Source organism: Nonomuraea sp. NPDC004354 (assembly GCF_053602555.1).
The window spans coordinates 242,510-261,657 of sequence record NZ_JBSGDV010000012.1 but is presented as its reverse complement, the minus strand read 5'-3'; the positions used below and the strand labels follow the sequence as shown (position 1 = coordinate 261,657).

General features: G+C 73.5%; 20 protein-coding genes. 14 read left to right on the top strand and 6 right to left on the bottom strand.

Going from position 1 to position 19,148, the window contains the following annotated elements; translation table 11 throughout:
- Position 1 precedes the first annotated feature (1 nt).
- From ACWENQ_RS29600 to ACWENQ_RS29550, 11 genes are all read left to right on the top strand, one after another.
- Positions 2 to 736, top strand: coding sequence for a hypothetical protein (locus tag ACWENQ_RS29600; protein WP_354906144.1), 735 nt, complete (start codon positions 2 to 4; stop codon positions 734 to 736).
- On the top strand, positions 733 to 2,031 hold the full coding sequence (locus ACWENQ_RS29595; protein WP_449920222.1) for a CpaF family protein: 1,299 nt from the start codon (positions 733 to 735) through the stop codon (positions 2,029 to 2,031). The genes ACWENQ_RS29600 and ACWENQ_RS29595 overlap by 4 nt, the downstream gene beginning before the upstream one ends.
- On the top strand, positions 2,031 to 3,083 hold the full coding sequence (locus ACWENQ_RS29590) for a type II secretion system F family protein (protein WP_449920224.1): 1,053 nt from the start codon (positions 2,031 to 2,033) through the stop codon (positions 3,081 to 3,083). The genes ACWENQ_RS29595 and ACWENQ_RS29590 overlap by 1 nt, the downstream gene beginning before the upstream one ends.
- Positions 3,076 to 3,996 (top strand): type II secretion system F family protein, encoded by a 921-nt coding sequence (locus ACWENQ_RS29585; protein WP_452417167.1) that lies wholly within the window; start codon positions 3,076 to 3,078, stop codon positions 3,994 to 3,996. Before ACWENQ_RS29590 ends, ACWENQ_RS29585 begins: the two co-directional genes overlap by 8 nt.
- Positions 3,996 to 4,223: a hypothetical protein gene (locus tag ACWENQ_RS29580; RefSeq protein WP_354906138.1), complete on the top strand. Its 228-nt coding sequence runs from the start codon at positions 3,996 to 3,998 to the stop codon at positions 4,221 to 4,223. The genes ACWENQ_RS29585 and ACWENQ_RS29580 overlap by 1 nt, the downstream gene beginning before the upstream one ends.
- A gap of 128 nt (positions 4,224 to 4,351) precedes the next feature.
- On the top strand, positions 4,352 to 4,744 hold the full coding sequence (locus ACWENQ_RS29575) for a TadE/TadG family type IV pilus assembly protein (protein ID WP_452417166.1): 393 nt from the start codon (positions 4,352 to 4,354) through the stop codon (positions 4,742 to 4,744).
- Complete coding sequence (locus ACWENQ_RS29570) at positions 4,741 to 5,139, top strand: TadE/TadG family type IV pilus assembly protein (protein ID WP_452417164.1); 399 nt, start codon at positions 4,741 to 4,743, stop codon at positions 5,137 to 5,139. The genes ACWENQ_RS29575 and ACWENQ_RS29570 overlap by 4 nt, the downstream gene beginning before the upstream one ends.
- On the top strand, positions 5,136 to 5,570 hold the full coding sequence (locus ACWENQ_RS29565) for a pilus assembly protein TadG-related protein (protein ID WP_452417162.1): 435 nt from the start codon (positions 5,136 to 5,138) through the stop codon (positions 5,568 to 5,570). The genes ACWENQ_RS29570 and ACWENQ_RS29565 overlap by 4 nt, the downstream gene beginning before the upstream one ends.
- 558 nt (positions 5,571 to 6,128) lie before the next feature.
- Entirely contained in the window at positions 6,129 to 9,053 is a 2,925-nt protein-coding gene (locus ACWENQ_RS29560) for a hypothetical protein (RefSeq protein ID WP_452417160.1), read from the top strand.
- A 61-nt stretch (positions 9,054 to 9,114) separates the two neighbouring features.
- Positions 9,115 to 9,702: a hypothetical protein gene (locus ACWENQ_RS29555; protein ID WP_452417159.1), complete on the top strand. Its 588-nt coding sequence runs from the start codon at positions 9,115 to 9,117 to the stop codon at positions 9,700 to 9,702.
- Positions 9,699 to 10,619: a hypothetical protein gene (locus ACWENQ_RS29550; RefSeq protein WP_449920243.1), complete on the top strand. Its 921-nt coding sequence runs from the start codon at positions 9,699 to 9,701 to the stop codon at positions 10,617 to 10,619. The genes ACWENQ_RS29555 and ACWENQ_RS29550 overlap by 4 nt, the downstream gene beginning before the upstream one ends.
- 91 nt (positions 10,620 to 10,710) lie before the next feature.
- Here ACWENQ_RS29550 and ACWENQ_RS29545 read toward each other — a convergent pair whose 3' ends face one another.
- A complete protein-coding gene (locus ACWENQ_RS29545; protein ID WP_452417157.1) occupies positions 10,711 to 11,532 on the bottom strand; it encodes a MarR family winged helix-turn-helix transcriptional regulator in 822 nt (273 codons plus the stop codon).
- 72 nt (positions 11,533 to 11,604) lie between these two features.
- On the opposite strand from ACWENQ_RS29545, the gene ACWENQ_RS29540 reads away from it, so the two are divergent.
- A complete protein-coding gene (locus ACWENQ_RS29540) occupies positions 11,605 to 12,246 on the top strand; it encodes a hemerythrin domain-containing protein (RefSeq protein WP_452417156.1) in 642 nt (213 codons plus the stop codon).
- Between the two features lie 90 nt (positions 12,247 to 12,336).
- Positions 12,337 to 13,200 carry an ion transporter gene (locus ACWENQ_RS29535; RefSeq protein WP_452417155.1) on the top strand — a complete coding sequence of 288 codons (864 nt, stop codon included), beginning with the start codon at positions 12,337 to 12,339 and terminating at the stop codon, positions 13,198 to 13,200.
- Positions 13,201 to 13,324: 124 nt separating this feature from the next.
- On the opposite strand, the gene ACWENQ_RS29530 is transcribed toward ACWENQ_RS29535, so the two are convergent.
- The 4 genes from ACWENQ_RS29530 to ACWENQ_RS29515 are packed head-to-tail and all read right to left on the bottom strand — an operon-like array spanning position 13,325 to position 17,068.
- Positions 13,325 to 13,936 carry an AAA family ATPase gene (locus ACWENQ_RS29530; RefSeq protein ID WP_452417153.1) on the bottom strand — a complete coding sequence of 204 codons (612 nt, stop codon included), beginning with the start codon at positions 13,934 to 13,936 and terminating at the stop codon, positions 13,325 to 13,327.
- A 49-nt stretch (positions 13,937 to 13,985) separates the two neighbouring features.
- Entirely contained in the window at positions 13,986 to 14,486 is a 501-nt protein-coding gene (locus tag ACWENQ_RS29525) for a methylated-DNA--[protein]-cysteine S-methyltransferase (RefSeq protein WP_354906122.1), read from the bottom strand.
- On the bottom strand, positions 14,483 to 15,850 hold the full coding sequence (locus ACWENQ_RS29520; RefSeq protein WP_449920257.1) for a DNA-3-methyladenine glycosylase 2 family protein: 1,368 nt from the start codon (positions 15,848 to 15,850) through the stop codon (positions 14,483 to 14,485). The genes ACWENQ_RS29525 and ACWENQ_RS29520 overlap by 4 nt, the downstream gene beginning before the upstream one ends.
- Before the next feature lie 9 nt (positions 15,851 to 15,859).
- Positions 15,860 to 17,068, bottom strand: coding sequence for an MFS transporter (locus tag ACWENQ_RS29515; RefSeq protein ID WP_452417152.1), 1,209 nt, complete (start codon positions 17,066 to 17,068; stop codon positions 15,860 to 15,862).
- On the opposite strand from ACWENQ_RS29515, the gene ACWENQ_RS29510 reads away from it, so the two are divergent.
- Positions 17,056 to 18,081 carry an ArsR/SmtB family transcription factor gene (locus ACWENQ_RS29510; protein WP_449920262.1) on the top strand — a complete coding sequence of 342 codons (1,026 nt, stop codon included), beginning with the start codon at positions 17,056 to 17,058 and terminating at the stop codon, positions 18,079 to 18,081. The two genes, ACWENQ_RS29515 and ACWENQ_RS29510, sit on opposite strands and share 13 nt — an antisense overlap.
- Positions 18,082 to 18,195: 114 nt before the next feature.
- Here ACWENQ_RS29510 and ACWENQ_RS29505 read toward each other — a convergent pair whose 3' ends face one another.
- A complete protein-coding gene (locus tag ACWENQ_RS29505; RefSeq protein ID WP_354906116.1) occupies positions 18,196 to 19,140 on the bottom strand; it encodes an NYN domain-containing protein in 945 nt (314 codons plus the stop codon).
- Positions 19,141 to 19,148: the final 8 nt, after the last annotated feature.

Genomic DNA, 19,148 nt, shown 5'->3' with positions numbered 1-19,148 from the left:
CGTGGCGCTGATCGTGCTGGCCGCCGACAAGGGCGCGCCGGGCGTCACCACCGCGGCGACCGCGCTCGGCGCCGTCTGGCCGCGCGCCGTCCTGCTGGCCGAGTGCGACCCGGCCGGCGGCGACCTCGCCTACCGGCTGCCCGCCGCCGACGGCGGCATGCTCAACCCAGGCAGGGGCCTGCTCACCCTCGGCGCGACCGCCAGGCGCGGGCTCGAACCAGGGCAGATCCACGAGCACACGCAGAAGATCATCGGCGGGCTCGACGTCCTGGCCGGGCTGACCCACGGCGAGCAGGCGGCGGGGCTCACCTGGATGTGGGGGCCGCTCGGCCGCGCGCTGGCCGGCCTGCCGTACGCGGACGTGCTGGCCGACTGCGGCAGGCTCGGCGGCCACCCGCAGACGGACGAGCTGATCGCCGAGGCCGAACTCCTCGTGCTGTTCACCAGGGCCAGCCTCGACCACGTCGCCCACCTGCGCGAACGCCTCGCCGTCCGGCCCAGAGGGCCACAGGTCGGGGTGGTCGTCATCGCCGACCCGCGCAGCTACCGCGCCTCCGTCGACGAGGTGCGCAGGATCGTCGGCGGCCAGGCGGCGTTCGTGGCGGGGCTCGCGCACGACCCCAAGGGGGCCGAACTGCTGCGCGGCCAGTGGGGCGGCAGGCTCGACCGCTCCCTGCTCATCCGTACGGCCCGCGAGCTCGCCGGACGCCTGTCCGCCCAGGTGAGGGTGCCATGACGCTCGACCACGCGCTGGTGAAGCGCTTCCGCCAGGAGGTCGGCGACCGGCTGGCCCACCAGCGCCGCCTCGACCAGGCCAACGGCATGCCCGCGATGACCGGCGAGGACGAGCGGCAGTTCGCCAGGGCGCTGATCTCCCAGGTGCTGGAGGAGTTCGCGCGCGGCGAGATCGGCTCCGGCCGTACCCCTCCGACGCTGGAGGAGGAGGAGGCGCTGGCGGCCGGGATCCACGCCGCGCTGTTCGGCGTCGGCCGCCTCCAGCCGCTGCTCGACGACCCCGACGTCGAGAACATCGACATCAACGGCTGCGACCGCGTCTTCGTCGGCTACGCCGACGGCCAGGAGCTCACCCACGAGCCCGTCGCCGAGTCCGACGAGGAGCTGATCGAGCTCATCCAGATCCTGGCCGCCTACTCCGGGCTGTCCAGCCGGCCGTTCGACACCGCCAACCCGCAGCTCGACCTGCGCCTGCCCGACGGATCGCGGCTCTCGGCCGTCATGGACGTGACGGTCAGGCCAGCCGTGTCGATCCGGCGCGCCAGGCTCGGCAAGGTCTTCCTGTCCGACCTGGTGGGCAACGGCACGCTGAGCCCCGCCCTGGCGCGCTTCCTCACCGCCGCGGTCGCCGCCAGGAAGAACATCATGATCGCCGGGTCCACCAACGCGGGCAAGACGACGCTCCTGCGGGCCCTGGCCAACGAGATCCCCGCCGCCGAGCGGCTGATCACCGTCGAACGCGCGCTGGAGCTCGGCCTCGACCAGTTCCCCGACCTGCACCCCAACGTCGTCGCCTGCGAGCAGCGCCTGCCCAACGCCGAGGGCCAGGGCGAGATCACCATGGCCGAGCTGGTGCGCAGGTCGCTGCGGATGAACCCGTCCCGCGTGATCGTCGGCGAGGTGCTCGGCGACGAGATCGTCACCATGCTCAACGCCATGACGCAGGGCAACGACGGCTCCCTGTCGACCATCCACGCCAACTCCAGCATGGAGGTCTTCAACCGCATCGCCACCTACGCGCTCCAGGCCGCCGAACGGCTCCCGGTCGACGCCACCCACATGCTCATCGCCGGCGCGATCGACTTCGTCGTCTTCATCGAGAAGCGCAACGACTACGCCTCCGGCGGCACGCTGCGGCGCTTCGTCTCCAGCGTCAGGGAGGTGAACGGCGTCGACGGGCGCGTCCTGTCCAGCGAGATCTTCGCGGCAGGGCCGGACGGCTCCGCCGTACCGCACGCGCCCGTCTCCTGCCTCGACGAGCTCACCCCCCACGGCTACGTCCCGGGAGCATGGTGATGATCGGCCTCGACCCCCTGGCCATGTTCGCCGGCGCCGGCGCCGGCGGCGGCCTCTTCCTGCTGGTCCTCTCCATCCACGGCGTCCGCCCCCGCCCCCGGCCGGCCTCGCGCGGCCTGCTCCGCACGCTGTCCACGCGTACGGCGGTGGCCGCGGTCCTCGCCACGGTGATCCTGGCCGTCACCCAGTGGCCGGTGATGGCGGTGGGCGCCGCGCTGCTCGTCTTCGCCTGGCGCGGCCTGTCCGGCGGCGCGGCCTCCGAACGGGCCGCCATGGTGCGCCTGGAAGGCCTGGCGGCCTGGACCGAGTCACTGCGCGACACGATCGCCGGCGCCGCCGGACTGGAACAGGCCATCCCCTCCTCGATCCGGGCGGCCGCGCCGATGCTGCGGCCCCACCTGCGGGCCATGGTCGACCGGCTGCACACGAGGATGGCGCTGCCGCAGGCCCTGCGGCTGTTCGCCGACGAGCTCGACGACCCCTCCGCCGACCTGGTCGTCGCGGCGCTCATCCTCAACGCCAGGCTGCGCGGGCCCGGCCTGCGCGACGTGCTGGGGGCGCTGGCGGTCTCGGCCAGGGAGGAGCTGGACATGCGCCGCCGGGTCGAGGCGGAGCGCCGCTCCACCCGCAGGTCCGTGCAGATCGTCGTGCTCACCGCGCTCGGGTTCGCGGCGGCGCTGGTGGTGTTCAACCCGTCCTACGTGGCCGAGTACCGCTCGTGGCTGGGCCAGGCGGTTCTCGTCGTGGTGGCGGGGCTGTTCGGGGCGGGGTTCGCGTGGATGCGGCGGCTGGCCCGCTTCGACAAGCCGACCCGCCTGCTCGCCCTCGACCCGCCCAAGCCCGCCGCGCACCGCCCGCCGAGCGCCTCGGACGCCTCAGGCGCCGCAGGCGACTCGGGGGTCGGCTCGGCCGGTCCGGTCGGTCCCGGTCCGGTCGGCCCGGTCGGTTCCGGCTCGGGCGGTGTCGGTCCCGGTCCGGGCGGTCCCGTCGGCTTGGGTGGCTTGGGCGGTCCGGGCGGCTCGCCGTACCTGAGAGGAGGCCTGGATGGTTGAGGGCGTGCTGGCCGGAGGGGCCCTCGGGCTCGGGGTCTTCCTCCTGACGCGGGCGATCTTCCCGGCCCGCCCCGGGCTCGTCGCCCGCCTGATGGCCCTCGACGCCGCCAGGCAGGACGCCGACGACCCGCGGCTCCCGCCGATCCTGCCCGAGGAGGAGGTCAGCGCGTTCAGGCGCGGCCTCGGGGTACGGCTGGCCCGGTTCTACGCCACGCGGGGCTGGGAGGTCCGCTCGATCAAGGCCGACCTCGCCCTCGTCGGACGCTCGTTCGAGGGTTTCCTGGCCACCAAGGCGCTGCTGGCCGCCTCGGGACTGCTCGCCTTCCCCGTGCTCGTCGGGTGGCTGACGCTGATGGAGTGGGGCGTCTCGCTGACCGTCCCGTTCTGGGCGGCGCTGGCGGTGTCGCTGGTCTTCTTCCTGCTGCCCGACCTGCAGATCAGACGCGACGCCGCGGCCAAGCGGCGCGACTTCCGCCACGTCGTCGGCGCGTTCCTCGACCTGGTCGCCATGAACCTGGCCGGCGGGCGCGGCGTCCCCGAGGCGCTCATGATGGCCGTCTCGGTCAGCGGCGAGTCGCCGAACTGGGCGATGTCCCGCATCAGGGAGGCGCTCAGCGGCGCGCGGATCGTCGGCATCACCCCGTGGCAGGCGCTCGGCCAGCTCGGCGAGGAGATCAACGTCGACGAGCTGCGCGACCTGTCGGCGGCGCTCGGGCTGGTCGCCGACGACGGCGCGAAGGTGCGCGCCTCCCTGACCGCCCGCGCCGCCACCCTGCGCCGCCGCGAGCTCGCCGAGATCGAGGGGCGGGCGGGCGAGCGGTCCCAGTCCATGCTCGTCGCCCAGCTCCTGCTGTGCGCCGGGTTCGTGATCTTTCTCAGTTTTCCCGCCGCGATGAAGATGTTGGGGTCCTGATGAACCATCCCTGGATCGTTTACCTGACGGCCTACCTCGGGGTTCGCCTGCACCGCGCCCGCACCGCCCCCACCCGCGGGGCGTCCGCCGTCGAGTGGGTGATCATCACCGCGATCATCGCGGGAGTGGCGCTCGGGCTCGCGACGCTCATCAAGACGCTGGTGGAGCAGAAGCAGTCCGACCTCCAGAACAGCTTCGGCGGCGGCGGGTCCGGCGGCGACGAGTGAACCCTGGTGGCGCGGGGCGGCGGCGGGTCCGGCGCCGGCGAGTGCGCCCCGGTGGCGCGGGGCGGTGGCAGGTCCGGCGGCGACGCGTGGACGCCGGTGGCGCGGGGCGGCGGGAACGAGGGGCCACGGTGGTCGAGCTGGCGCTCGTCATGCCGGTCGTGCTCGCCGTGGTCCTGCTCATCGTGCAGGTCGCGCTCTGGTTCCACGGACGGCAGGTGGCTGACGCCGCCGCGCGGGAGGGGGCGAGGGTCGCCAGGTCGGCCCCGTTCGACTCGACGAGCTGGCAGGACGAGGCCGTCGCCAGAGCCGAGGACGTCGCGCGCGCCATCGGTCCTCGCATCCTCGGCGGCGCCGCCGCGTCGGCCGTACCGAGGGGGACCGACGAACGGTGGGTGACGGTGACGGGCAGCGCCGTCCAGGTGATCCCGCTGCTCCCCGACCTGTCGTTCACGATCACGGCGACGTCGGGTGGCCCGGTGGAGTGCTTCCGCCCCGACAACGGAGGCGAGGACTGCCGTTGAGCACGACGAACGCCGACAGCGGCTCGATGGCCGTGGAGACCGTGCTGCTGGCCCCGGTCTTCCTGCTGTTCCTGCTGTTCCTGGCGGGCGCGGGACGGCTGGTCGAGGCGCAGGGCGAGGTGAACGGCGCGGCCATGGACGCCGCGCGGGCCGCCTCCGTCCAGCGCACGCTCGACGCCGCCGAGGCCGCCGCCACGGACAGCGCCCGGTCGGCGCTGGAAGGCGAGTGCGACGCCCCGCGGGTCTCGCTGTCGGGGACCCGGTGGGAGGAGGGAGGCCAGGTGCAGGCCGCCGTCACCTGCGAGCTGGACCTGGAGTTCCTGGGCTTCGGGGCCGGCAAACGGATGACCGGCACCTCGGTCGTCCCCCTGGAGCAGTTCAGGAGGGTCGAGTGAGCGGCGAGCGCGGGTCGATGTCGGTGTTCACCGTGCTGTTCTCGGTGGTGGTCTTCCTGCTGGCGGGCCTGCTCGTGGACGGCGGTGCGGCGATCAACGCCAGGCTGCGCGCCGCCGACGTGGCCGAGCAGGCGGCCAGGGCGGGCGCGGACCGGATCGACGTGGAGCACCTGCGCCAGACCGGCCAGGCCCGCCTGCTGGGCCAGGACGAGGTGTGCGCCCGTGCCGCGGAGGTGGTCGAGGCCTACTCCGCCGCCGCCTCCTCGGCCGACTCCTCCGATGTACGGCCCGCCGCCTGCACGGTTACCGACGCGCAGACGCAGGTGACGGTCGCGGTACGGGTGCGGTGGACGGCGTACTTCCTCGGAGCCCTGGGCTTCCCAGGCGCGCAGATGGATGGGCAGGCCACCGCCGCGCCCGACGCCCGCTGAACCAGACCCAACCACGTCACCCGCCGGCCCGGCCCGCGGCGGGTGACGACGCTGGATGTGAAGGAGGGAGAGGCCATGCCGACGCGAGAACCTGCGCGCGCGGACGGTCCCGCACACCCCGAAGACGGTACGGCCCCTGCCGCGCCCGGTCCCGCGAAACCAGCGGAGCGGCCGGTGCGACCGACCGACGACCTCGGACGTTCCTTGGGACCCGCGGAAGACCTCGGGCCGCCAGGGGGATCGGGGGCCGCCCCCGGGCGGCCGGCGGGATCGGCGGATGGGTTGGGGCGGCAGACGAGACCGGCCGGCGATCCCGGCCGGCCGGTGCGCGGTTCGGAGGGGCCCCCGGGTGGTGCGGGGCGTCCCCTGGCTGGTGCCATGCGTCCTCCGGGTGGTGCCATGCGTCCTTCGGGTGGTGTCGCGCGTCCTTCGGGTGGTGCCATGCGTCCTTCGGGTGGTGCTGGGCGTCCTCCGGGTGGTGCTGGGCGTCCTTCGGGTGGTGTTGGGCGGCCGGCTGACCGGTCGAGGGGGGCCGGTCAGCGGCCGAGGCCCGCTCCCGTGCGCATCCCGTCGAAACGGACGCCCGGTGACATCGTCGCGGGGCTCGGCGCGCTCGTGGTGCTGGTCGCGCTCGTGGGCGGCGTGCCGTACGCGCTGCTGACGCTGGCGGGCCCGCCGATCTCGCCAGAACTGCTCGACCTCGACCTCCTGACCAGCCAGGTCGGGCCCGGCACGGTCGTCGCGCTGATGGTGCTGCTGGTGTGGCTGGCCTGGTTCCAGCTGTTCGTGTGCGTGGTCGTCGAGGTCTACGGCGGGGTGCGCCGGGTCGGCATGCCGGCGCGGGTGCCGCTGTCGGGGGCGACGCAGGCGCTGGCCAACAGGCTGGTGTCGGCGGTGCTGCTGCTGTTCACGGCGGGGGCGGTGGTCGTGCCGGTGTCCGGGCTGGGCGCACCGGTCGCGCGGCCCGCGATGACCGCGGTGGCGTACGCGGCCCCGGTGCCCGAGGCGGAGACGGTCGCCTACAAGGCCAAGAAGGTCTACACCGTGCAGCCGCCGCACGGCAGGCACCACGAGAGCCTGTGGGAGATCGCGGAGAAGTGCCTGGGCGACGGGCGGCGATATCCGGAGATCTTCCAGCTGAACCAGCATAAGGAGCAGCCCGACGGGTCCCGCCTGCGGATGGCGGACCTGATCAGGCCGGGCTGGGTGCTGGACATGCCGGACGACGCGGTCAACGTGCACATCGTGCCCGCCGGGCAGTCGCGGGAGCGGACGCTGGAGGAGCACCCCGGCCCGCCCCGCGAGACGCCGGCCACGGTGGGGGAGAAGGCCGGACCCGGCCGCCAGGACTCGCGGACCCAGCAGCCGAAACCCGAGGCCACCAAGCAGGCCGAGGCCACCAAGCGGGCCGAGGCGGCCAAGCAGGCAGAGGACGCCAAGCAGGCCGAGGCCAAGCAAGCAGAGGCCGCCAAGCAGGCAGAGGCAGAGGACGCCAGGCGCGCGGAGGCGGCCGAGCAGGCGAGGGAGGCAAAGCAGGCGGAGGAGGCCAAGCGCGCCGAGGAGGCGAAGCGGGCGGCCAACGCCGAGCACGCGAAGGAGGCCAAGCAGGCGGAGGCGGCCAACCAGGCGGAGGAGGCGAAGCGGGCTGACGAGGCCGCGCGAGCGAACGAGGCCGACCGGTCCGATCGCGCCGACCTGAATCCCGGGCTGGACCTCGTCGACTACCTCGCGGGCGCGTCACTGGCCGCCGCCGGTCTGCTGGTGATCCTCGGCGGCAGGCGGCGCCGCCAACTCTGGCATCGCGCCTTCGGCCACCGCATCGCCCGCCCCCGCGACGACGCCGCCAAGGCCGAGGTGGCGCTCCGCCTCGGCGCCGACGCCCCCGGCGCCCGCATGCTGGACATCGGCCTGCGCCTGCTCGGCGCCGAGCTGGCCGCCCAGGACCGTGTCCCGCCCACCGTCTACGCCGCGCACCTGTCCGCCAGGACCCTCGACCTGTGGATCCATCCGGCCGGCCAGGACGCCCCCGAGCCGTGGGAGGCGCAGGACGGCGGGCAGGTCTGGCGGCTGGCCGCCCACGCGGGCAGGCTGCTGGAGGAGCAGCACGGCGGCGCGCCGTACCCGGGGCTGGTCTCGCTGGGCACGGACGGCGGCGGCCGCGTCCTCGTCGACCTGGAGGCCGCCCACGGGCTGATCAACATCCGAGGCCCGCACACCACCGCCGCCCTGGCCGCCCTGGCGGTCGAGCTGGCCACCAACAGGTGGTCGGACGAGATGCGGGTCACGCTGGTCGGCTTCGGCGAGGAGCTGACCGCGATCGCCCCTGGCCGGGTCAGGTCCGTGGGAAGCCTGTCGGAGGTCCTTCCGGAGCTGGAGAGGTCGGCAGCGCCGCGCCAGGAGGTGCTGACCGGGCGGGTCAACGGCCGCTCGCATCTGGCCCACTACCTGCTCAGCGCCGTCGCGCCCACCCAGGAGGAGGCCCGCCGCCTGGCGCTGCTCGCCAGGAAGGACACGGCGGGCTTCGTGGTCACGGGGGAGGTGCCCCACGCCACCTGGACCATGGAGATCACCGAGGACGGCCGCGCCCGCGTCCCCGAGCTGGGCCTGGAGGTGACGGCGCAGTTGCTGCCCCGCCGCCACTACCACGCGCTGCTGGACCTGTTCGACACCGCCGGGCGCCACGAGGGCGAGGCGATGCCGGACCCCGAACCGCTGGAGGACCTGCACCCGCCCGCCGTCGAGATCAGGCTGCTCGGCCCGGTCGAGGTCATCGGCCCGGAGGCGATGGAGGAGGGGCGGATGGAGCTGGCCACCGAGCTGCTGGTCTACCTGGCCACGCACCCAGGCGGGGTCCATCCCGTCGTGCTCGGCGGCGTGCTGTGGCCGCGCGGCGTGCAGGCGCTGGTCCGCGACGCCACGATCGCGCGGGTCGCGCACTGGCTCGGCGAGGAGCACCTGCACACCGACGCGGCGGGCCGTCTCAGGCTCGGCCCTGAGGTGCGTACCGATTGGATGCTCTTCCGCGAGCTGGTCAGGCGCTCGCACGACGACCCGACCGCGCGCGCCGTCCTGCTGGAGAGGGCGCTCGGGCTGGTCAGGGGGCCGCTGCTGGCGGGCAGGCCGGCCGGCAGGTACGCGTGGCTGGCCGCCGACGAGCTGGAGTACGACGTGGCGGCGGCCGTCGCCGACGCCGCCCACCGGCTGTGCGAGGTCAGGCTGGCCCACGGCGACGCGGACGCGGCGGTGGCGGCGGTGCGGGCGGGACTGCTGCTCGCCGCCGACGACGAGGGCCTCTGGCGTGACCTGTTGCGCGCCACGCACGCCACGGCCGACCCGGTACGGCTGCGCGCCGTCGTCGAGGGCCTGACGCGCCGGGCCGCCTCGCACCCGTACGGCGGCGGCATGGCGCCCGAGACCGAGGCGCTCATCGACGACCTGCTTCCGTCATGGCGGATCCACGTGGTCAGGGAGTCGTCGGCATGACCCATACCGAAACCCGCACCTCATTGGCTCCCGGACGGCGGGGAGACCTAGCGTGATCCGCATGCGTGGGCTGATCGCACCGGTGGTCGCCGCCCTGCTCGGGGCCGGTTGCGCGGCCTCCGGCGGCGACCGGCCCTTCGCGCCGCGCCAGGCGGTCGCCCCCGCGACGGCCGCCGCCGTCCCCTCGACCGAGACGATCCCGGTGGGGCCGAGGACGAAGGTGCTGGTGGAACGGCCCGCCACCGCCGACCCGCGGCAGGCCGCGCTGCTGACGGCGTTCACCGACATCTACGCCGGCATGTGGAAGGCGGTTCTCACCGGCGACGACGCCTACCTGGCGAGGGTGGCGGACCCTGGCGGCCGCGCGGCGCTCGACTGGGTGGAGAGCTTCGCCGGACGGTCGGTGCGCGGCACCGCGCGGATCTACGCGATGAACGTGACGGCCGTCATGGACGGCGGCGCCGAGGTCGCCGCCTGCGTGGACGAGACGCGCCTGCGGCTGCTGACGGGCAGGGGCGGCGTCGCCGTACCGACCCAGCCCGCCTGGACGCGCGCCGCCTACCTGCAGGCCATGATCCTCGCCCGGGGCGACGACGGCGTCTGGCGGGTCAAGGACTTCAGACACGGCAACGAAGGGTGCGCCCGATGAACCGCCTCCTCTCCGCCGCCGCCGCGGGACTCCTGCTGCTCGACCCGGGTGGTCCGCGCGGCGACGGCTTCCAGGACGGCCGGACGGCCGGCGTCCGCCTCGAGAACTCCAAGATCGTGATCACCGGGAACGGCGCCAGGGGCGGGAAGGGCGACGGCTACCAGCTCGACCGCCCCTGCTGGTACGAGCCGGGGCCGGACGCCTCGGAGATGTTCAGGACCCAGGAGGACGTCAGGGCCTACTGGTTCCGGATGCACCCCGACGGCACGGAGGCGCAGTTCCAGGCCTTCCTCAAGCAGTTCAAGGACAAGATCGGGCAGCCGGGCCGCTGGTGGACCCCCGCCTACAACGAGGCCGACGCGCGGGGCAGGGCCTGCTGGGGCGCGCTCGACCAGTTCGTGTGGGTGCCGCCGGGCACCACGCCGCCGGCCGGCATCACGCTGGCCGAGCTGGTGGAGATCGCCAGGGCCGCGCTGACCGTGCCGGAGCCGCAGGTGCGGCTGAACCCCGACGCCAAGAGCTACGTCAACCTGCCGACCTGGGTGTGGCTCGGCGGGGTGGGGGAGAGCACGCGTTCGGTGACCGCGTCCATTCCGGGTGTGATGAGCGCGACCGTCACCGCTTCGCTCCAGGACATCAAGATCGACCCGGGCACGTCGCCGGACCGGGCCGAAGTGCGCGAGGACTGCGGGACGTCGGGCCGGCCGTACCGGAAGGGCGGCGAGTTCACCTGCGGCGTGCGCTACCTGCGGGCCTCCGTCGACCAGCCGCGGGAGGTGTACGTGCTGACGGTCACCACGGTCTGGCCCGTCGAGGTGGAGGACGACGTGGTGCCGTTCGCCTACGACCCGGTCGAGGTGGGCGCCAGTCGCGACGTACCCGTCGGCGAGGTCCAGAGCACCGTCAGGCGTCGCTGACCGTGTGCACCGTCAGGCGTCGCTGACCGTGTGCACCGTCAGGCGTCGCTGACCATGAACACCGTCAGGCCAGGGCTGACCGTGCGCACCGTCAGGCGTCGCTGACCAGTTTCTGGAGGAGCTCGCGCAGTTCCCGCTCGGGCTCGGGGCCGCCGAGCAGCTCGCGTACCTGCGCCTGGAGCGTCTGCTGCGCCTCGCCGGCCGTGGCGAGCCGCAGCCTGCCGAGGTCGGTGAGATCCAGCGCGTAGCGGCGGCGGTCGTGCGGGTCTCTGCCGCGCGCCACGAGGCCCGCGTCGACCAGCTCGTTGACCACCTCCGCCGCGGCCGGTTCGGTGATCCCGAGGTGGCGGGCGAGCCGGTGCTGGGGGCAGGGCGCGAGCTCGTCGAGCCCGGCGAGGGGGCCGAAGTGCCTGGTCCGCAGCCCGCTGTCGGCCAGCAGGGCGTCGCCGAGCCGGCGCAGCCGGTAGTGCGCCTGGGTGATCAGGTACGCGGTGCTCTGGACCTGCTCGGGCTCGGGGAGCAGCAGGGTCAGCAGCTCGTTCAGCCGGGTGCGCTCGGCCAGCGTCAGGGCGGCGGTCACCTCGGCGTCGTGGGCGGCCGCGGCCTCGCGCATGCCTTTCAGCGCCTCGCGGCCCTTGGCGGTCAGGCGCAGCTCGTTGGAGCGGCGGTTGCGGAGGTTGCGGGTCCTGGTGACGTGGCCCGCCTCCTCCAGCGCGTCGACGAGCCGCACCATGATCGTCCGGTTGATGCCCAGCCGCTCCACCAGGTCCTGCTGCGAGCAGCCCTCCTGGTCGGCCAGGACGTCGAGCACCACGAACTCGCGCGAGCGCGACTCGCCGGCCAGCCGTACGGACGCCTGGCGCAGCAGGTTGCCGAGGGAGAGTTTGAGCAGGTCGGACAGCGTCGTGGACACGAGAATCATCATATCAGCACATTGATAGTTGGAATGTTGACAGTTTGGCATGTGTCGCTTTACGGTTCCGGCATGACGTACAAGCTGGACATGACGATGATGGTCACGGTGCACGACGCCCTCCGGCGCGAAGCGGAGCGCATCGCCCGCATCACCGCCCGCACGGACGACGACCCGCGGCGGCTGCTCGGCGCGGTCGTGGGCTGGGAGATGTTCAAGACCTACCTGCGCGTGCACCACACCACCGAGGACGACATGCTGTGGCCGGTGATGGAACGCGCCCTCGCCGGCCGGACCGACGAGCTGGCCCTCCTCGCCGCCATGGAGGCCGAGCACGCGCTCATCGACCCCCTCCTGGAGTCCTTCGACGCGGCCATCGCCGACCCCGACACGGGCCACGAACGGCTCGGCGACCTCGCCGACAGCCTGACCACGGTGCTCGGCGGCCACCTCCGGCACGAGGAGCGTGAGGCGCTCGCAGTGATCGACCTGAGCGTCACCGAGGAGCAGTGGCGGACCTTCGGCCAGGAGCACTCCAGGCGGATCGGCGCCGACGCGTCCCGCTACCTACCCTGGGTGCTGGACAGCGCGGGCGAGGAGCGGACCGCGCTCATCCTCGGCCGCATGCCCGACCACATCCGGGCCGCCTACCGCGACGAGTGGCGTGCCGCCTACGACGCGTTGAAGATCTGGGAACCGTCCGGAAGACGATGATCGTCGGCACTCGCCCGCACCCCTACGATGATCATCGATTGGTGTCCTTCGTCCCTTGGGGGAGCGGTTCCGGTGTTTCGTCAGGAACGCGTGCGTGCGGTCCTCGAAAGCTCGCTCGTGCAGCGAGCGGTCATCCTGGTGATCGTGATCAACGCGATCACCATCGGATGCGAGACCAGTTCATTCCTGATGGAGCGGATCGGGGGGCTGCTGCACACGATCGACAGGATCGCGCTGGCGATCTTCGCCGCCGAGATCGCCGCGCGCCTGTACGCCTACCGCAGGTCCTTCTTCGCCGACCCCTGGAACTGGTTCGACACCGTGATCGTGGCGGTCGCGCTGGTGCCCGCCTCCGGACCCACCTCGGTGCTCAGGGCGCTGCGCATCCTGCGGGCGCTGCGCCTGGTGTCGGCGGTGCCGAGCATGCGCCGCGTGGTCGGCGCCCTGCTCGCCGCGGTGCCGGGGATGGCCTCCATCATCGGCCTGCTGGTGCTGATGATCTACATCGCCGCGGTGATCGCGACCAAGCTCTTCGGTGAGATCGTGCCCGAGCGCTTCGACGAGCTGCCGCGCTCGCTGTTCACGCTGTTCCAGATCATGACGGGGGACGACTGGGGCAACGTGGCGCAGGAGGTGATGAAGGAGAAGCCGTGGGCGTGGCTCTTCTTCATCGTCTACATCCTGATGTCGACCTTCGTCGCGCTCAACCTGTTCATCGCGGTCGTCGTCAACGCCATGAACGACACCGAGCCGTCCGCCGCGGAGACGCGGACCCTGGTCGAGCTCGCGGCGGTCAAGGAGGAACTGGCCGTCCTGCACGCCAAACTCGACCAGCTGCTCCTGCGACCGGAGCCCGAGCCCGCCACCGGCCCGCGCCGCCGGTCCCCGAAGACCGCCTCGGCCGTGGGTCCGGGCCGCCAGTCGCAGAAGACGGCCGCCATCCAGGAGCCCTGACGTCAACCGCCGGAGCCCGCCTCCGCCGGGGACACGCGCCGCAGGGCCCCGCCCCGGAGGCCGCCGCGGCCGGGGGTGCGCGCCGCCGATCCCCCGAGGGCGCCGCCGTCTCCGAGACGCGCCGTCAGCCGCCGGAGACCGCCAGCCCCTGATGGTCACCGAAGTGGATGCCGATCAGCCGGTCGGCGTCCGTGCGGTCGAGCACGAGCGCGCCCGCCGCGGGGTCCGGGTCGCCCGCGCGCACCCGGTCGAGGAGCGCGCGCCAGTGGCGGCGGTGCCGGGTGAAGGTCGCGCCCGCCACGACCCTGCCCCTGGCGTACTGCCCGGCGAGAGCGACCTCAGGGGGCGCGTCGAGCAGCAGCAGGTGCAGCTGCGCGCGGTGGCGGCGGGCCAGCCACGCGAAGCCCCGCAGCACGCGTGGCCCGCAGCCCCTGTTGTGCGCGATGACCGGGCCGCCCACGCGCAGGCCGCGGCTGATCCGCCACACGTGCGTGGCGAACACCACGCCGGTGCGCACCGGTTTGGGCGCCCAGCGCAGCCTGCCGTCCCATCGGGCGCGTGACTGCTGCGAGTCGATCACCGTCACCGGCCCCGCGGTGAACGGGACGCGCTCGGTGCCGTCCATGCCGTACAGGCGGCGCAGGAGGGTCGTCTTGCCCGCGCCCGGCAGGCCGGTGACGATCACCAACGACTTGACTGGGTAGCGCAGGGTGCCGATCGCCCCGGGGACGGTCATGCGCGCCAGCATACGTCGCGCGATCAGTAACCGGCGCCGCGAGCGCCGGTCAGGCGCGCGACGACTCGTGCTCCAGCAGCCACTCCTTGACCGGCACGCCGTAGTAGTAGCCGCCGAACCCGCCCGTGCTGGGCAGCACCCGGTGGCAGGGCACGAACGGCGCGATCAGGTTCTGGGCGCAGGCCGACCCCGCCGCCCTGGCCGCGGTCCGGGGCAGCCCCGCCCGCTCGGCCAGCTCCGCGTACGACACCGTGGTCCCCGCCTTCACCTCGCGCAGCGCCTGGTGCAGCCGCTTGCGGGTGGGGGAGCCCGGCTGCTCGACGGGAACGGTGTCGAGGGCGTCGAGGTCGCCCGCCAGGTAGGCGCGTACCGCCTCCGCCGGGGCGCCGAGGTCGGCCACGACGTCGAGGCCGAGCGCCTGCAGCTCGGGCGAGAGCCGGGCGAACATGTCGGCGGGCTCGGCGGTGAACCCAGCGGCCACGATCACGCCGTCCCGCGCCAGCAGCGCGAGCGGGCCGGCAGGGGTGGGCAGCAGCTGTGCTTCGATCATGAAGAGCTCCAGAGGTGAAGGGCGGCGTAGGCCCGCCAGGGCCGCCACCGCTCGAGATGGTCCTGAGGGATGCCGAGCGCGGCCATGCGCTTGTCCAGGACGAGGTCGCCGGCCGGCCACGCGTCGGGGTCGCGCAGCGCGCGCAGGGAGATGTAGCCGGCCGTCCACGGGCCGATGCCCGGCACCGTGAGCAGCTCGGCGACCGCGTCGGCGGGGTCCTGGCCGCCGTCGAGGTCGATGGCGCCGGCGGCCACGCGGCCCGCCAGGTCCTTCAGCGTGGCCACGCGCCGGGTGGTCATGCCGAGCCCCGACAGGTCCATGTCGGCGAGTTGCGGTGCGGTGGGGAATCCGCCCGCCCTGTCGACGATCCTGCCGAGCAGCGTCCTTGCGCCCGCGACCGAGATCTGCTGGCCGACGATCGCCCGTACGGCCAGCTCGAACCCGTCGAACGCGCCAGGCACGCGCAGCCCGGGACGGGCGGCCACCAGCGGGGCCAGCGACGTCGCGCCGAGCGCCTCGCTGATCGCGGCGGGGTCGGCGTCGAGGTCGAGCAGCCTGCGGCAGCGCGCCACGAGCCTGGCCAGATGCCTGGTGTCGTCGAGCGACGCCTCGAGCAGGACGTGCCCGTCTCCCGGCGTCAGCGTGATCGAGCCGCCCCGCACCGCCCGGTGGTAGGAGCCGTGCTCGACGCGCTCCAGCCCGGGGACGGCACGCGCGGCCAGGAAGGCGAACAGCCCCTCCACGTCGTACGGCTCCCGCCAGTTCAGCCGGAGCCTGAGCGCCGCGGGGGCGCCGGGCCGGTGCGCGGTGGCGCGCATCTCCGACGGCGTGAAGCCGTAGGTCTCCTGCATGGTGGCGTTGAACTGCCGCACGCTGCCGAAGCCCGCCGCGAACGCCACCTCCGTCACCGGCAGCGCGGTCTCGGTCAGCAGCTGCTTGGCCAGCAGCAGCCGCTTGGTGCGGGCCACCGCCAGCGGGCCGACGCCCAGCTCGGCGACGAACAGCCGGTGCAGGTGCCGTTCGGTGATGTGCAGCCGCGTCGCCAGCCCCGCCACGCCGTGGTCGTCGGCCGCGCCGTCGTCGATCAGCCGCAGCGCCCGCCCCACGAGGTCGCCGCGCACGTCCCAGCCCGGGTCGCCGGGCGACAGCTCGGGGCGGCACCGCTTGCACGGCCGGAAGCCCGCGGCCTCGGCCGAGGCCGCGTGCCGGTAGAAGCGCACGTTGCGCGAGGCGGGGGTGCGCGCCGGGCAGATCGGCCGGCAGTAGATGCCGGTGGTCTTCACCGCCGTGTAGAAGCGCCCGTCGAACCTGGAGTCCCGCGCGGACACCGCGCGGTAGCAGGCGTCGAAGTCCAACGTTTCCATGCCACGACGCTATCCCCTGCTGGGTGCCCCCAACTGGCGGATTTCAGACCTCACCGTGATCAGCGGTGTCCACGACAGCGCGGTGAGGATCGCGCCTGCCCAGAGCGTGGCGCGCACCCCCCACAGCTCGCCGATGCCCGCCGCCAGCAGCCCGCCGAGCCCCACCGCGCCCATCAAAATCACCTGCATGATCGAGGTCATCCGGCCCAGCATGTGGTCGGGTGTGAGCTGCTGCCTGAAGCTCACCAGCAGCACGTTGTTCACCCCCGTCCGCACGGACTGGACGAAGAAGCCCGCGGCCGACAGCCAGATCCAGACGCCCTGGTCGAGCAGCGGCACCAGCAGGGAGAACGGCCCGGTCAGCACGCCAAGCAGCCAGACCGCGCGGCCCTGGCCGAGCCACTTGGCGCACAGGTGCGCGCAGGCCGATCCCACCAGCGATCCCACCCCGCTGGCCGCCAGGAAGGCGCCGTACACCCACGCGGGGAAGCCGAGATCCCGCACCAGCAGCACCGGCAGCAGCACCGTGGCCAGCGGGAAGCCGAGGTTGGCCAGCGCCCCCTGGGCCGCGATCGGCACCAGTATCCGGTTGCCGAACAGGAACCGCAGGCCCTCGCGCAGCTGCCGCCCGACCGGCTCCCGTACGGCAGGCGGCGGCCCGGCCGCGGGGATCCCCCGCAGCCACAGGGCCGACCACACGTACGTCACCGCGTCGAGCAGCAGCACCAGCGGCGCGCCGAGCACCTGGGTGAGCAGGCCGGAGACGCTGCGTCCCGAGATGTACATCGCCGAGGCCGTCCCGACCAGCAGCGAGTTGGCGGAGGTGAGCCGGTCGCGGCCGACCAGCGCGGGCACCAGGCTGTGCGAGGCGACGTCGAAGAACAGGGTGCCGACGCCCGAGACGATCGCGACCAGGTACAGCTGCTCCATCGTCAGCGCGTCCAGCCACCAGGCCGCCGTGACCGAGACGAGCGCCGCCGCGCGGAGGAGGTCCATGGCCACCATGACGGGGCGCCGCCGTACCCTGTCGACCCATACGCCCGCGGGCAGGCCCATCACCAGCACGACCAGTGTCGCCAGCGAGCTGAGCAGGCCGACCTCGCCCGCGCTCGCGTCGAGCACGGTCACGGCCAGCAGCGGCAGCGCCACGTGGGAGAGCTGGGTGCCGAACTGGCTGCCGAACGCGGCCACGTACAGCCGCCGGAATGCGCGATCCATGCCTGGCACCATGCCTGCGGCGATGGTCTAATGGCGATGGATTAAGGAGACAGCGAATCGAACTCACCTTCACCGTCCAGGACATCGCCAACACGCGCTTCGCCCTCTCGCCCCTGTGGGAGGTGGTCGCGAGCGTCAGGGTGGTGAAGGAGCCGGCGGGCGTCAACCGGCCGTGGGCCGAGCGGGTGCGCCGCCGGCTGGCCGACGTCGACTGGCGGCTGCTGTCGGACCTCGTGCCCGTGCCGACCATCTCGCTGGTCGCCTTCATCGCCCCGCCGCCCACCACCTCGGTGCCCGACCTGGAGCTGGAGCTGGCGGGCATGCTGGCGCGCGCCGCCGACGTCCGCGCCGAGCTCGACGCGTGGGACGTCCCCCGCACGCCGCGCCTGCGGGCCCTGTACGACGACCCCGAGAAGGGCCTGGACCGGCTGGCCGGCGAGATCAGGGCGTACTGGGCGGCGGCCATCGAGCCGTACTGGCCGCGCATCCGCACGCTCATGGAAGGCGACCTGCTCTACCGCGCCCGCATGCTGGCCGAGGGCGGCGTCCACCGGATGCTGTCCGACCTCGACGCGAACGTGAGCTGGCAGGGTGAGCGGCTGCACCTGGCGCACCGCTTCTGCCGGGGCGTGCGGCCGCTCGACGGGCGGGGGCTGCTGCTGGTGCCCTCCGTCTTCGCCTGGCCGCGGATCTTCTCGATCACGGTGCCGCCGTTCCAGCCGACGCTGCGCTACCCGCCCCGCGGGGTGGCGACGCTGTGGGAGAGCGAGCGGAGGGACCCGCCGGCCGCGCTGGCGGCGGTGCTCGGGCCGACCAGGGCCCGGCTGCTGGCCGAGCTGGACCAGCCCGCCTCGACCAGGGAGCTGGCGGTGCGGACCGGGCTGTCGGAGCCCGGGGCCAACCAGCACCTGACGGCGCTGCGGAAGGCGGGGTTGTGCAGCGCCCACCGCACCGGCCGCTACGTCCTGTACGCCCGCACGACCGTCGCCGAAGCCCTCCTCAACCCCGCGTGACCCCTGCCGGGCGGAAGGGCCGCGCCTCGTCCGCCGGCGGGATCCCCGGCCGGGATCCCGCAGGACGCCGGAGTCCCGCTCCAGGCCGCCCGACCCGGTCGGCGGCACCGGGCGTTACTTGGAGGAGACCCCGACTCCCAGGTCGAACTCGCGGTAGACCCGCGCCCAGAACCCATCGCGCAGCCACACCCGCGCCTCGGGGTAGGGCCGCAGCGAGTGGCCGAGCTCCTTCTCCGCCTCGATCAGCAGCTCCGTGTCGATGACCGTCGGCAGGATCGGCCCGGGCAGCAGGTCCCTGATGTTGTCGCGACCGCGGGTCAGTATCCACTTCTGCGCCACGTGCTCGCCGACGTCCTCCACGCGGGGCCGCGACGGGCCGAGCTTGGCCACCTGGCCGGGCTTGACGTGCGGCTTGGGCGCGGCCGTACGGCCCGCGAACACCTGGGCGGGCGACGGCGCCGTCACCGGCGGCACCACGGCCACGGGCTGCGGCGCACGGCTGAAAAACGGCCTCAGGAAGTCAGCGGAGATCACTTCGACGGTGTCGGACTCCCACACCAGGCGCTCGGCCTGGTTGGTGCCGTACGGCGGCTCGACGCCCCACAGGTGGATCCGCACGCCGTAGGCCTGCGCGGCCTCGACGGCGGGCACCATGTCCTCGTCGCCCGCCAGCAGGATCGTGTCCGTCACCGCGTGGTGGCGGGCCAGCGCCTCCAGGTCGCTCCTGATCTGGGCGTCCACGCCCTTCTGCTGGCCACGCGCGTTCAGGTTGCCAAGCCGTACCTTGACCCAGGGGAGCTGGGCGATGACCCGCTGGTCCACGGTCGGCACGCGGTCACGGGCGGCGTCATACCAATAGATCCGCAGGAGCTCCCCGGAAATGCGTTGCTCAGCATGCTTCTGCAAGGATTGGATGAGCTCGTCGGCGGCAACCCGGTATTCCTTGCGCTCCTTGGCGCCGAGCAGTACTTCACCTGCGGCGGCATAGAGATAACCGACGTCCACTAGGACGGCGTACTTTGCCGCGACAGGGTGCGGCGTGAGGTCTGGGATGGCCATGTCGTCCT

Coding starts and splice junctions, on each gene's coding strand:
- ACWENQ_RS29510 (WP_449920262.1), top strand. CDS start 17,056: ATGCGCGATCCATGCCTGGCACCATGCCTGCGGCGATGGTCTAATGGC.
- ACWENQ_RS29580 (WP_354906138.1), top strand. CDS start 3,996: ATGAACCATCCCTGGATCGTTTACCTGACGGCCTACCTCGGGGTTCGC.
- ACWENQ_RS29530 (WP_452417153.1), bottom strand. CDS start 13,936: ATGACCGTCCCCGGGGCGATCGGCACCCTGCGCTACCCAGTCAAGTCG.
- ACWENQ_RS29590 (WP_449920224.1), top strand. CDS start 2,031: ATGATCGGCCTCGACCCCCTGGCCATGTTCGCCGGCGCCGGCGCCGGC.
- ACWENQ_RS29555 (WP_452417159.1), top strand. CDS start 9,115: ATGCGTGGGCTGATCGCACCGGTGGTCGCCGCCCTGCTCGGGGCCGGT.
- ACWENQ_RS29520 (WP_449920257.1), bottom strand. CDS start 15,850: ATGGAAACGTTGGACTTCGACGCCTGCTACCGCGCGGTGTCCGCGCGG.
- ACWENQ_RS29595 (WP_449920222.1), top strand. CDS start 733: ATGACGCTCGACCACGCGCTGGTGAAGCGCTTCCGCCAGGAGGTCGGC.
- ACWENQ_RS29515 (WP_452417152.1), bottom strand. CDS start 17,068: ATGGATCGCGCATTCCGGCGGCTGTACGTGGCCGCGTTCGGCAGCCAG.
- ACWENQ_RS29505 (WP_354906116.1), bottom strand. CDS start 19,140: ATGGCCATCCCAGACCTCACGCCGCACCCTGTCGCGGCAAAGTACGCC.
- ACWENQ_RS29525 (WP_354906122.1), bottom strand. CDS start 14,486: ATGATCGAAGCACAGCTGCTGCCCACCCCTGCCGGCCCGCTCGCGCTG.
- ACWENQ_RS29585 (WP_452417167.1), top strand. CDS start 3,076: ATGGTTGAGGGCGTGCTGGCCGGAGGGGCCCTCGGGCTCGGGGTCTTC.
- ACWENQ_RS29550 (WP_449920243.1), top strand. CDS start 9,699: ATGAACCGCCTCCTCTCCGCCGCCGCCGCGGGACTCCTGCTGCTCGAC.
- ACWENQ_RS29540 (WP_452417156.1), top strand. CDS start 11,605: ATGACGTACAAGCTGGACATGACGATGATGGTCACGGTGCACGACGCC.